This is a genomic window from Pseudoalteromonas sp. SG43-8, assembly GCF_014164245.1.
GTDB classification, from domain to species: Bacteria; Pseudomonadota; Gammaproteobacteria; order Enterobacterales; family Alteromonadaceae; genus Pseudoalteromonas; species Pseudoalteromonas distincta.
Genome location: NZ_JACJEX010000011.1, coordinates 1 through 13,273, shown reverse-complemented (window position 1 = coordinate 13,273; position 13,273 = coordinate 1). Strand labels below are relative to the sequence as shown.

Genomic DNA, 13,273 nt, shown 5'->3' with positions numbered 1-13,273 from the left:
TTGTAACTTTGGGCGAGAAAAGTTAATATCTCGCCCGCTTTCTAATGTGGAGTGGAAAATGGCAATACGCAAGGCGATGGTCGCAGGCAACTGGAAAATGAATGGTTCGTTAGAGCTAGTTAAACAAATGTCTGATGCTATTAACGATGTAAAATCACAAGAGATGGACATTGTTTTATTTCCTCCATTCCCACTTGTACCAGCGATGATAGCTAGTGGTGTTTCTACAGGCGCTCAAACTGTTTCTGAAAATACACCTGGTGCGTTTACCGGTGAAGTAGACGGACAGCTTCTAAAAGATTTAGGTGCAACTTACGTACTCGTTGGTCACTCTGAACGCCGCAGTATTTATAACGAAAGTAATGAAACTGTCGCTGAAAAGTTTGCTAGAGCACAAGAAGTTGGGTTAACACCAATTTTATGTGTTGGCGAAAGTGAAAGTGAGCAAGAAAACGGTCAAACCGAACAAGTAGTTGCTGCACAAATTGATGCAGTAATTGAAAAATTAGGTGTAGCAGCACTGAAAGATTCTGTGATAGCATACGAGCCCGTTTGGGCCATAGGCACAGGTAAGACTGCATCGCCAGAGCAGGCACAAACTGTTCATAAATTTATCCGTGATAAAATTGCTGCACTTGATAGCACTTTAGCACAAGGGCTTACCATCTTATATGGTGGTAGCGTTAATGAAAAAAATAGCGAATTATTATTTGCACAAACAGATATAGATGGCGGCTTAATTGGCGGCGCAAGTCTAAAAGCAGAATCTTTTTCTGCAATCTGTAACAGTGCAAAAGGGACTGTATAAGATGTACGAAATTTTATTAGTAGTTTATTTAGTTGTGGCTTTAGCTCTAGTTGGAATGGTTTTAATTCAACAAGGTAAAGGCGCAGATATGGGTTCTTCATTTGGTGCTGGTGCTTCAGGCACGGTTTTTGGTTCGTCTGGTGCTGGTAACTTTATGACAAAAACAACCACAAGCTTAGCAACAGTATTTTTTGTTTTAAGCATTGTGCTAGGTAACCTAACTGCAGGTCAAATTAAAAAGACTGACGAGTGGGAAAACCTAGAAGCAGCTCCTGCAGTAGAAACTGTAGTTCCTGTTGAAGAAGATGTTCCGGTAACATCTACGAAAGAGCAAAGCTCTGACGTACCGAACTAATTTAGCGTAATGCTATGGTTAAACGATTTATACTCCTCAAATAAATCATATGTTTAACAAATAAGCGAAAGCTTAAAAATGCGGATGTGGTGGAATTGGTAGACACGCCACCTTGAGGGGGTGGTGCTTCCGGGCGTGGGGGTTCAAGTCCCCCCATCCGCACCAAATTTAGAAACCAGTAACAGAAATGTTACTGGTTTTTTTGTGCCTGCGATTTAAATTGAATGTTATTTGTACTTTCTTTTTTTAAAGGGCAATTAGTTATGTAGAATTTTGAATTGTTTGTAAAAAAAACTAGAAATTTTACAAATTTAGTTAACACTTATGAGTAATAAGCCGATAATAGATTTAGACAATAAAATAAGGTATTCACAATGGCTTCAGGCTTCACTTTTCAAAATCTCAGCATAAGTAAAAAAATACATGCGATTACGAGTATTGCTGTCGTTGCATTTTTAGTGATTGTTCTGAACAACTATTTTGCTATGAATGATAATAGAATTGCACTTGATGAAATGGAAAAATCATCCTACAAAGTTGTTAAGTTAACATCTGCTAATGTTGGCATTTTAGAGAAGCTGGACGAACTTTACACCCAAGCCGTAACATTTGGTGAGCAAGATTTAGTCGAGAAAGCATCTGACACATACAAGCAACTTGAGTTGAATATTATTGCGATAGAAAAAATAAATGCCTCTTACATTCACAGTGACACTAAAGAGCAGCTCGCAAATTACGAAAAAATATCAGCGACTATCGCAAATGGCATGGTAAATGGAACAGCAGATTTTAGTAAAATTCAACAACAAGCACAGAGGAAAACAGCGCTTTATACCGATGTCCTAGAAAAGTTTAAGGCAGCACAAGTCAAAGCTGACGATCGCTTTTTTGAACTTGTTGCAAGCACAAAGGACCGTTCTGATTACGCCCTTACGTTAATGTTAGCTGTTTCTATTGTATCGCTTATTTTATTACTCTTTATGGCTATTTGGATAGCTAAGCGAATTGCTTCTTCGGCAAGTGATGCGGCAAATAATTTAAGCTTATTAGCAAGCGGTAAAGGCTCGCTAAGCACTAAATTAACAGTTAACTCTGAAGATGAAATAGGCCAAGTATCTATAAACTTCAACTCTTTTATTGGCATATTGAAAAAAACGGTGTTAGAAATTATCGCGGTTTGCGAACCGTTAATGGAAAACTCTACTCGTTTAGTGCAGGGGATGGAACAAGCGGAGCGTGCAACGACTAAACAAACCACTGATGCTGAGATTGTAAAGCAATCAATGGAAGAGATGAAACAGAGTGTAGGAGATATTTCTCAATCAGCTGCAAGTGCTTCTCATGCAGCGCAAACGGCAGAGAAAGAAGTTGAGCAAAGTAGAACTCAAGTACAAACATCAGTAACCGCTTCTCGTACGTTAAGTGATGAGATTAATCACGCTGCTACAACTATCAATAAATTAGCAGACGATACAAAAAATGTGTCGCAAATATTAAATGTTATTACATCAATAGCGGAGCAAACAAATTTACTTGCACTTAATGCTGCCATTGAGGCTGCCCGTGCTGGTGAGCATGGCCGAGGCTTTGCTGTTGTCGCTGATGAAGTTAGAGAGCTTGCATCGCGAACTGCTCATTCTACAAATGAGATTCGAGAGCTGTTGACTACTTTAACTGAAGCGGCTAACGAATCAGTTACTGCAATGACGACTGCAAGAGATATGGCTACAGATAATGCAACTGCAGCAGAAAAAACGGGTATTTCTATAGAGAAAATTGCAGAGCAAATGTTAGAAATAAATGGAATGAACTCACAAATTGCTGCTGCCACAGAAGAGCAAACATCAGTTGCTGCTATGGTTGTAGAAAACGTGACAAATATGCACGTATCATTTGAAGATACAATGGACTCGCTAACGGCTGTGAGGGATGTAGCTAAAAACCTTCATTACCTTTCAGATAACCTATTAGATGCCACGGCTAAATTTAAAATTGAGTAACGTAGCTAAATCAATTCGAAGTAATGCTTATTCAATTTGAGAGGGCAGATCAGACGCTAGCTGTGTTAAAATTTCTTATTTAGAATACTAAATAAGAAATTTTTGCCTTGCTATTGAACAGTTTTTCTCCCTCAAAATATCTTACTTAATTGAGCGAATTGTTATTAAAGTTTAGTTATAAAAAAACCACCGATTAGGTGGTTTTTTTAATTTAATAATAGCAATTAAAAGGTAGCAATCACTTTAACTTTGTCAGTTGCTTTACTGCTATCTATATAGCCGATTGAATCACCATTAGCGGCAACAAAGTCAATGACAGCTTGATCTGAATCAAACTTTTCAGGCGGTGTTCCTTTACCTGTAAAAACAAGTTTTGACCAATAGGCATTTAATTGGCTGCTCGATTTACCTACCACTTTAGAATTGAATTCATCAGCAATAGCGGTACCGTTTTGAGTTGCTGGGTTGACCTTATTGCCGTTATCAAACGACTTGGCCTTTCCTAAGTAAATTTTCTTAATAGTCTCTGCATCAAGTGCATTTGCATTACCAGGATTTACAATTACTGCAACTTCAGCCAAAGCACCGAAAGAACATAATGAAAGCGCACTAGCTAGGATTAATTTTTTCATATTCCGCTCCAATTAAAATACTAAATCAACACCAACGGCGACTATATCCGTTTCAGTGTCAGTGATGTCATCATCAAATCGACTGAAGTCAATTTTAAATGCAGCTGACGGGTGGAAGTCATAACGGGCGCCGATGGTGTAAACATTACTTTTTGCTTTAGAGCCTTCTAATGCTGAATTTATACCTGCATTTAATTGCGGCACAGCTGTAAGTGAATCATAACGGTTGTTATCGTGTTTATCGTCGTTGTTTTCATAGGTAACGTGAACAAGCCACTCATCCATACGATAGCCTAGAGAGGTATAGTATTGAGTTTGCTCAGCTAAAGCGCTGTTATCGACTTCAAACTGAGTATACTCTGCATCAAATAAAATATTGTTGTAGTCAATTGAAAAGCCAAGTGCGAAAAATGCCCCATCGTCTTCATTTACAGCAATGCTATCAGCTTGATCTGTGAAACCCGAGCTGCGAAGAGTTGCCTCTAGGCCATTAAGGGCGATACCTGCATCAGTATCATTTTCAATGTCAATGGTGGTCTCTGCTACAAAATAGGCAACACGTGCGCTAAACCAATCGTAACTAAGTGACCAGTTAAGACCAGCGATATCATTAAGCTCAGTTTCGCCATTGACCGACACTACTGCGATATTATCTTCAAAGCTACCATATATGACTTGAAGACTTGAGTCCCAATCACCGATTTGTGAGGTATATAGTAAGCTCAACCCTTCGTAAGTAGAAAATGGTAAATTATAAACCGATTGAGGGGGGCGAACCCAGCGATAAGTGTAACCTACATCTAGAAAGTCAGAGTATTTGTAAAATGGCGCACGCATTTTACCAGCGCTGAGTTGTAATTCATCACTAAACTCATAAGTTAAATACGCCCACTCAAAATCGGCATCAAAATCATTCTCGCCGCGAGCCACAATTTGCGCTGTTGCGCTGAGCTTTTCCTGAAGATCGGCAGATAATTGTAATGCAAATACACTCTCATTTTTAAATGAGATATCATCGTCATATCCGTATAAGGTTTGATCACTGTCTAGGCTTTTACCACCCACTATAGATGCAAAACCATTAATACGTACTTCAGCGCTTGCATAGCTAGATGCAAGTACAGCACATACAGCTACTGCTACAGATAGCTTTTTCATATGTATTTCCTATTTGTTATTTAGATGTTGATTTCAATAGGATTATAGAAGTGATAGTGTTTTTTATCTAATAAATTTAGGAAGTTAATAAAAATAAATTTAGTAACGGCTTTTTAATTTTGTAACATATATATTTTATGTATGTATTAAAAGCAGAATAGTATGATTTTATTAGAATAAACTTTAAATCTAGTTAATAAGGCTTTTTAAAATGGCGGGAATATTATAACTAAATTTTCTTTTTACGTTCTTTGGTTAAGGAGTTAGAACGAATGTTGCTGGTAATTACAATGGCTATTATCAAGTTTGCTTAATCGGTTTTTAACTATTGATCTTACTTAAGTTTTTCTTGCACCAAAGTAATGCCTGTTGCTTGTTTTTTACAGCTATTTTTTGATACACTTTGTGTAAATGTACACGAACTGTAGCTTCACTGATAAATAAAGTGTCTGCAATTGCGCTTGAATGTAAGCCAGAAAATAACAAGTTTAATACTTTCATTTCTTTGCAGGTTAAGTTATTTGATTGCAGCGCAGTTTGTTGTTCACTCGCTAGCATTTGTCTCATCCAACCATCAGTTACCGCACGTGGAAACCAAAGTTTTCCTTGTTCTATTGCTTCTAATCCTTGCTGCAGTAGTACTTCGTCAGTACCTTCATAAAACAAACCTTTTAAATTAGGCCACTCTTTTAATGCCAAAACATCACCGTCTTTGGGCACGTCAAAAATAACGAGACCTTGATGACCGTTTTTTAGCATAAACTGATTTATAAGTTCATGGTTGATAATGACGTTTAAAGCTTGATAATTGACAAGTAGGACGTTGAAGTCAGCTGCAACACAAAAAAGTGACGTGTAATTTGGGCTGGTGAAGCATGTGGGGCTTTTATTGGCTGTATTTTCAATATTCATAATATTCTATCCATAGACTACATTTTAGTACTATATTCTTATTTTTAGTTAATTTCAATAATACCTGAATGTGTTTTAGCTCTTTTTTTATACACTAAAGTACATGTATGAGTATGTTTTATGCGCTCTTTAAAGTAGTATTTATGAGATTTTTTGTTTTAAAACAATTCATTAGTGAGGTAAATATTAGATGGGTTTATTTATGATAATTCATCTAAAGCTAACAATGCTTAAATTACTGTCATTTTCTATGAATTTATTTAAATAATTTTATACATTTATTCACAATAATGTCATATAATACCTGTCCAGAGGAAAGATGCTATTTAGCGTCTTTTTTTATGCCTAAAATTTATATTATCAATATAAAAGCATAACAAAAATCACACGGTATCCTTTGGAGAATATTTTGAAACTACGCACACTCTCACAGTTAAGCCTAGCAATTGTCGCTGCACTATCTACCTCAGTAAATGCTGAAGAAGCTAAAACAACAGCAAAACAAGACGCGTTTGAAAAAATCGAAGTCACAGCTCGTAAACGTACAGAGAGCTTATTTGAATCTCCAACCGCTATCACATCAATTGGGGCGAACCTAATTGATAAAGCCAATATGAGTAATCTTGAAGATATTGGTAAATATGTTCCAAACTTAAACATCACCCGTTACGGTGTTGGTAATGCAGCACATGCGTCTGTGTTCATTCGTGGTATTGGTCTGCAAGATCACATAATAACTACTGATCCAGGTGTAGGCGTATACTTAGATGGCGTTTATTTAGGTCGTCAAATGGGTTCTAATTTATCATTACCTAATGTTGAGCGTGTTGAAGTGCTTCGTGGTCCACAAGGTACTTTATATGGTCGTAATACATTAGGTGGCGCTGTAAATGTAATTACAAAGCAACCTGGTGATGAAGGTATTGTAACTACTTCAGCTAAGCTGGGAAGTCGTGGACGTATTGCTGGTGATGTTTATTTTAATAACTCACTAAACGATGAACTAAGCATGTCTGCGAGTGCATCTTACAAAACACGTGATGGTGTTGGTGAAGCTGTTAATTTAGCAAATCCAGAGAAAGAAATTGGTGAGGAAGAGGAATTCAGTGGTCGTGTAGCCCTTAAATGGCAAATGAACAGCGATTTAGCATTCACTTTTGCTTTAGATGGAGTTGATAACGAGTCAGGTCAATCGCCTTACACAATTGAATTAACTGACCCGCTAGATGCAAACGATGTGTTTAATGGCGACTTCCCATTATTGACTCAAGATTTAATTCCATCAGACCCTGATGATTTAGGTACAACCGTTGCAGGTATTGAATCAACTTCTTACTCAGGTTGGGGCACATCGTTCTCGGCTGATTGGGCAATTAACGATACTTATACTACTAAGTTTATTTCAAGCTACCGTACATCTGAGTATGAAGGTGGCCTAGATGACGATGCATCACCTTTAAACTTGTCTGAGTTTCCAGAAGAGGGCGGAGCTGATCAGTACTCGTTTGAAATTCAACTAAATGCAACATTTGATAATATGGACTTTGTGTCAGGCCTTTACTTTTTTAATGAAGATGGCTTTACACGTTCAGGCCCATTTGTATTCAGCCCATTTAATACACCCAATGGCTTATTGAATGACGGAGTAACAGAATCATTTGGTGGTTACGGCGATTTTGAAATTAACCAAGAAACTAATTCTTACGCAGCCTACTTTAATGCAAGCTACGATTTAACTGACGATTTAACGGTAGGTGGTGGTCTTCGTTATTCAAAAGATGAAAAAGATGCAAATGCTATATTCCCATCATTTCCTACTCGTAAGTATGTAAGTGCAGATTTTGATGCAGTTACGTGGGATGTAAATGCATCTTATCAGCTTAGCAATAATATGAATGTTTATGGCCAGATTCAAAAAGGCTACCAAACAGGTGGTTTTCCACCGCGCCCATTTGGTGGACCAGACCAGTTTGTATCATTTGACGAAACGAAAGCGATTAACTACGAAATGGGTCTAAAAGGCCAAGTACACGAAAATGTATCTATGATGCTTGCGGTATTTGTGACTGATTACACTGATTTAGCATTACCATTTTCAGACCCAACAGCAGGTGGCGGTTTTGTAACAATTGTAGAAAATGCGGGCCAATCTAAAGCACAAGGTATTGAGCTTGAAACAACAGTCGCTATTACTGATGACTTTACTATTCGCAGTGCAGTTGGTTATTTAGATTCTGAAATCACAGAAGTGGCTGAGGGTGTACAAGGTATAGGTAAAGGCGATTCACCTGCACTTACACCACGCTGGACTGTTATGGTTGCACCTTCTTACTTTATGGATTTAGAGAGCGGCGCAACACTTGCATTTAATGCTAACTATTCGTACCGAAGCGAAATGCAAGGGCAATCAGTTTATAACCAAAGTGAGACCATTGATTCTCGTGAACTAGTTGGTTTTAATATTTCCTACACTAATCCATATGGCGATATGGAAATTACACTGTATGGTGAAAACGTTCTAAACGAAGTTTACGATGTTGGTCGTCTACAACAATCAGGTTTTGTTGGCGTAATGCGTAGTAATGATCGAAGTGAATTTGGTTTGAAATTCAAAAAAGATTTTGAGCTATAAACTAAAATCAAGTAAATAAAATATAATGTAATTGAAGTTTATTTTGCATAATAAAGGCCGAATCATGCTGTGATTCGGCCTTTGTGTATTCAATAGTAAGGTTATTATTTGCATCGTTTAAATTCCTAATTTTAATTGCTGATTTAAAACAATCCACATCTCCATTTTTGAGTGTTTGTATTAACTATAATGCACCTTTTTAGTTTGTGTAAAGGTTAGGTTGTTCGCTACAATGGCGCCTCTTAATTGCCAAACGGACTCTGTAATGAAAATTCTTGCCGATCAAAATATGCCTTTAGTTGAGCAGTACTTTGCAGACTTTGGTGAGGTTGAGCGTTTTGATGGTCGTAAATTAACGCCTGAACAATTAATAGATGTAGATGTTCTTCTTACTCGTTCGGTGACAAATGTTAATCATGAACTTTTGGTACAAGCTAACAAGTTGAGCTTTGTAGGTACTGCCACAATCGGCATTGACCATATTGATACGCAATTACTACATGACAGAAATATTGCTTTTACAAGTGCACCTGGTTGTAATGCGGTTGCTGTAGCTGAATATGTAATTAGTAGCTTATTTGCATTAAGCCAAGAAAATGCGCGTCCATTGTGTGGTCAAACAATTGGTATTGTAGGGATGGGCAACATTGGTACATGTTTGGCGCAAAAATTAAAAGCATTCAACGTAGTTGTACTGTTGTGCGATCCGATTAAGCACGAACAAGGCTTATTACAAGAACATGTAGCGCTTGACGAGTTATTAGCGCAATCAGATGTTGTTACTTTTCACGTTCCCCTTGTTAAAAGTGGCGAGCATAAAACACTGCACATGATGGGTAAAGAGCGTTTAAAAACACTTAAGCCAGGAACCACGCTAATTAATGCAAGCCGTGGCGATGTAATTGATAACCAAGCATTGCTTGAGGTAATGGAAGCTGGGGCTGATTTAGATTTAGTACTTGATGTATGGGAGAAAGAACCCAATATTTTAACTGAATTACTAGAGCATGTTCGTTACGCTAGTGTGCACATTGCAGGGCATACACTTGAGGGGAAAGCTCGTGGTACACAAATGTTGTATCAAAAACTGTGTCAGCTCAAAGGTGTTGAGGCGATTAAATCGTTGGATGATTTTTTACCAACACCAGCCGTTACAAATGCAACTGTTACGCAAAGCCTTAATGAGCAAGATATTGCTCGTTTAGTGCATTTAATTTATGACGTTCGCCGCGATGACGGAATTTTACTTCGTCGCCTAGAGAGCGACGGCTTCGATAGTTTACGTAAAAACTATCCTATAAGGCGAGAATTTAGCACCTTATTTCTACAAGGTGATAGCCCACAACTAGCAGCACTTAGCCAGCTTGGCTTTAGTATAGCTGAATAATTATTTAACTAACGATGTTGTTTTAATGTCGTTTATAGAGGAAGAAATATGTCGCAAAAATATAACGTTGCCGTACTTGGCGCTACTGGTTTAGTAGGCCGTCAAATCATTGAAACGCTAGCAGATCGTAAGTTTCCTGTTGATCAGCTTTTTTTACTTGCTAGCAGCCGCAGCGCAGGTGAAGATATAAAGTTTCGTGGTGAGACCATTGAAGTACTTGACGTTGAAGGCTTTGACTTTAGCCAAGCGCATATAGGTTTGTTTTCTGCTGGTGGCAGTGTATCTGAAAAATATGCTCCTATTGCTGCTGATGCCGGCTGTATTGTAATCGATAATACATCGCACTTTAGAAATGATTTTGAAATACCACTCGTGGTGCCAGAAGTTAATGCTTCAAGCCTAGCTGATTTTAGAAATCGTAATATTATTGCTAACCCTAACTGTTCAACTATTCAGATGATGTTAGCACTTAAACCAATTTATGATGCTTACGGAATAGACCGTATTAATGTATCTACTTACCAAGCTGTATCGGGTGCAGGTAAAGACGCGGTTGATGAACTTGCAAAGCAAACAGCTAATTTGATGAATGCACGCCCTATGGATAATAAAGTATTTCCAAAGCAAATTGCATTTAACGTTATTCCTCAAATTGATAGCTTTGAAGATAATGGCTATACGCGCGAAGAAATGAAAATGGTAAACGAGACTCATAAAATTTTGGGTGATACCACTATTGCCGTGAACCCAACGTGTGTACGTGTTCCCGTATTTTTTGGGCACTCAGAGTCAATTAATATTGAAACGCGCATGCCTTATGACTTTGAACACGTTAAGCAACTTTTAAAAGACGCGCCTGGTGTCGAGCTAATTGATGATGAAGGTGACTACCCAACAGCAGTGTCTGACGCTAGTGGTAACGATACTGTGTATATAGGTCGATTACGTGCTGATATTTCTCATCCTCATGGATTAAACATGTGGGTTGTAAGTGACAACACTCGTAAAGGTGCTGCAACTAATAGCATTCAAATTGCAGAAGAGCTTATTGCCAATTACATGTAATAGTTAATTGCGCTAAACATGCTTTTGAAGCGGTAAACAGTAGTTGTTTGCCGCTTTTTGTTTATATGGCTTGTCAAATTTTTGCCGTTTAATTTTAAAAATACAAAAACTGATTGATAACACTCAATAAATTAATATTTATAAAGATGTTTTAAGGCATTTATTTTCAAGGTGTTGCGATGGATATTACGCTCTAACTGGTTTATAGTTTGTAATTGGAATAGAGCTTGCAATAAAAATAGATTGTAATAATAAATGCGAGTCAGTCATTTGGCTGATAATAGCAATAATAAACAATATTTATGCACTTAAGTTTTAGGTGTTTTATTAATATTTAAATATTAAAGGATCAGCATGCGCGGTTTAGCTACACTTATTATATTAGCGTCTGCATTGATAGTAACGCCAGTTTACTCTCAGGACAGTACCCAATTAAAGGGGCCTAAAGGCGTTGACTATGGTGCGCAAGGGCGATCAATTGGGCCAATTAAACCAACTGATACGCTTTGGCGTATAGCAGCTAAAGTGCGCCCAGACAATTCTGTCAGTATTTATCAAGTTATGCAGGCTTTGTATAACAAAAATCCCGATTCATTTTTAGAACAAAATCTTAACCACATTCAAAATGGTGCCTATTTAAAAATCCCTACCTTAGCCGAAATAAAAGCTGTAAATACGCAGCTCGCAAAGCAACGCTCTGAGCAAGATGATGCATTATGGGAAAAGAAAAAAAATGGCACGCTTACACAAAGCGAAATTAACTCAGCGCAAACAAAAGTAACTCAAGCGCGTAAAATTGATGTAGACGATGCTAAAAAAGAGATACAGAAAGAATTAAATGAAATAAAAACAGAGCAAGGTACTAAGCTTGTTGAGTTACAACAACAGTTTAAAAGCTCAGTTAGTAATGTAGAAGAGATTTTAGTTGAAAATAATAATCTTAAAAAACAGTTATCAGGAATATCTAAAGAGCTCGAAAACTTACGTTTGCAATTAGGACAAGACAGCGAAATTCAAAATCAGTTAAAAGAACTCATCGTTAAACAAAACGAGATTATTGCCCAACAAAAAAAACAAGAAGTAATACCAAAAGAGTCATTTGATTTTGGCTCATTATTTTCAAACCCCATAGTACTGGGCTTGTTAATGTTTATTCCTGGGTTACTGATTATTTTTGCAATCGTTATGTTTTTACGCAAACGAGCAAGTAATCAAGAAGAGCCGCAAAACGATGATGACTTTTTACCACAAACCCCAACTTATACTGGCGATGATGATTTAGGCCCAAGCTTAAATGACGATCCAATTGTACCTGACCCTTTAGATGACTTGAGTGTTCAATTAGATGATAGTCTCGAAAGTGATATGTTGCCTAATGATGATTTAGACGACGGCTTAGATGATTTTTCTGGCGACGAAAATTTACTTGATCAGGATGAGCTCGAAAGCTTGCTAAGCGATGACATTGTTTTTGATGATGAAAATACCGATGACGATGATGAGCTCGATATTTTTATGCAGCAAGGGTTTGATCAACCTTCAGATGAAAACGCTGAAGATATAGATTTAGACTTATCTGATGACTCAATTAACAATGATGAAATCCTAACTAATGACGATTTAGATAGCTTGTTTGATGAAGACGATAGTCTACCTGAGTTTGATGCACCGCAAACAAGCGAGGCTTTAGAGGATGACAGCTTAGAATCTCATGATGAAATGGCGGCTTTAAGTGAAGAGCTTGCAGATGAAGATAATTTTGATATAGATGAATTATTAGATCAAACATCAACAGAATTAGATACCTCAAATAACACTTCAGCTGAACTTGATACAAGCGACGACTTTGATTTAGACGATATAGATAGCTTAATTGATGAGGCGAATGACCCAAAAAGTGATGTGGTAGATGACTCACTTGATGCAGAGTTACTCGACGAAGATGAACTTCTAGAAGAAAGCGACGACTTTGATTTAGACGACATAGATAGCTTAATTGATGAGGCTGCAGTTGATACTGCAGATGACTCATTAGTTGAGGAAAGTGACGACTTTGATTTAGACGACATAGATAGCTTAATTGATGAGACTGCGGTTGATACTGAGAATGACTCTTTAGTTGAGGAAAGTGACGACTTTGATTTAGACGATATAGATAGCTTAATTGATGAGACTGCGGTTGATACTGAGAATGACTCTTTAGTTGAGGAAAGTGACGACTTTGATTTAGACGACATAGATAGCTTAATTGATGAGACTGCGGTTGATACTGAGAATGACTCTTTAGTTGAGGAAAGTGACGACTTTGATTTAGACGATATAGA

Annotated in this window: 10 protein-coding genes and 1 tRNA gene; 8 read left to right on the top strand and 3 right to left on the bottom strand. The window is 37.5% G+C overall.

Annotated features, from left to right (window positions below):
* The first annotated feature begins 58 nt into the window (after positions 1–58).
* From tpiA to H5122_RS16030, 4 genes are all read left to right on the top strand, one after another.
* A complete protein-coding gene (gene tpiA / locus H5122_RS16045) occupies positions 59–808 on the top strand; it encodes a triose-phosphate isomerase (RefSeq protein WP_182672336.1) in 750 nt (249 codons plus the stop codon).
* 1 nt (position 809) lies between these two features.
* Entirely contained in the window at positions 810–1,163 is a 354-nt protein-coding gene (gene secG, locus H5122_RS16040) for a preprotein translocase subunit SecG (RefSeq protein ID WP_002962769.1), read from the top strand.
* 80 nt (positions 1,164–1,243) lie between these two features.
* Positions 1,244–1,328: transfer RNA gene (locus H5122_RS16035), tRNA-Leu, on the top strand.
* 209 nt (positions 1,329–1,537) lie between these two features.
* Positions 1,538–3,163, top strand: coding sequence for a methyl-accepting chemotaxis protein (locus tag H5122_RS16030; protein WP_182682681.1), 1,626 nt, complete (start codon positions 1,538–1,540; stop codon positions 3,161–3,163).
* A gap of 224 nt (positions 3,164–3,387) precedes the next feature.
* Here H5122_RS16030 and H5122_RS16025 read toward each other — a convergent pair whose 3' ends face one another.
* The 3 genes from H5122_RS16025 to H5122_RS16015 all read right to left on the bottom strand — a co-directional run bounded on the left by H5122_RS16025 (position 3,388) and on the right by H5122_RS16015 (position 5,865).
* Positions 3,388–3,795 carry a hypothetical protein gene (locus tag H5122_RS16025; RefSeq protein WP_002962772.1) on the bottom strand — a complete coding sequence of 136 codons (408 nt, stop codon included), beginning with the start codon at positions 3,793–3,795 and terminating at the stop codon, positions 3,388–3,390.
* 12 nt (positions 3,796–3,807) lie between these two features.
* Positions 3,808–4,953, bottom strand: coding sequence for a porin (locus tag H5122_RS16020; protein WP_182672337.1), 1,146 nt, complete (start codon positions 4,951–4,953; stop codon positions 3,808–3,810).
* Positions 4,954–5,274: 321 nt separating this feature from the next.
* Positions 5,275–5,865 carry a LuxR C-terminal-related transcriptional regulator gene (locus H5122_RS16015; RefSeq protein WP_033022035.1) on the bottom strand — a complete coding sequence of 197 codons (591 nt, stop codon included), beginning with the start codon at positions 5,863–5,865 and terminating at the stop codon, positions 5,275–5,277.
* Between the two features lie 409 nt (positions 5,866–6,274).
* Between H5122_RS16015 and H5122_RS16010 the strand changes: the two genes are divergently transcribed.
* The 4 genes from H5122_RS16010 to H5122_RS15995 all read left to right on the top strand — a co-directional run.
* Positions 6,275–8,497, top strand: coding sequence for a TonB-dependent receptor (locus H5122_RS16010; protein ID WP_182682680.1), 2,223 nt, complete (start codon positions 6,275–6,277; stop codon positions 8,495–8,497).
* A 265-nt stretch (positions 8,498–8,762) separates the two neighbouring features.
* On the top strand, positions 8,763–9,884 hold the full coding sequence (locus H5122_RS16005; RefSeq protein WP_182682679.1) for a 4-phosphoerythronate dehydrogenase: 1,122 nt from the start codon (positions 8,763–8,765) through the stop codon (positions 9,882–9,884).
* Positions 9,885–9,932: 48 nt separating this feature from the next.
* On the top strand, positions 9,933–10,949 hold the full coding sequence (locus H5122_RS16000) for an aspartate-semialdehyde dehydrogenase (protein WP_002962779.1): 1,017 nt from the start codon (positions 9,933–9,935) through the stop codon (positions 10,947–10,949).
* 354 nt (positions 10,950–11,303) lie between these two features.
* The coding region (locus H5122_RS15995; protein ID WP_310736353.1) for a FimV/HubP family polar landmark protein at positions 11,304–13,273 on the top strand (1,970 nt) is incomplete at its 3' end.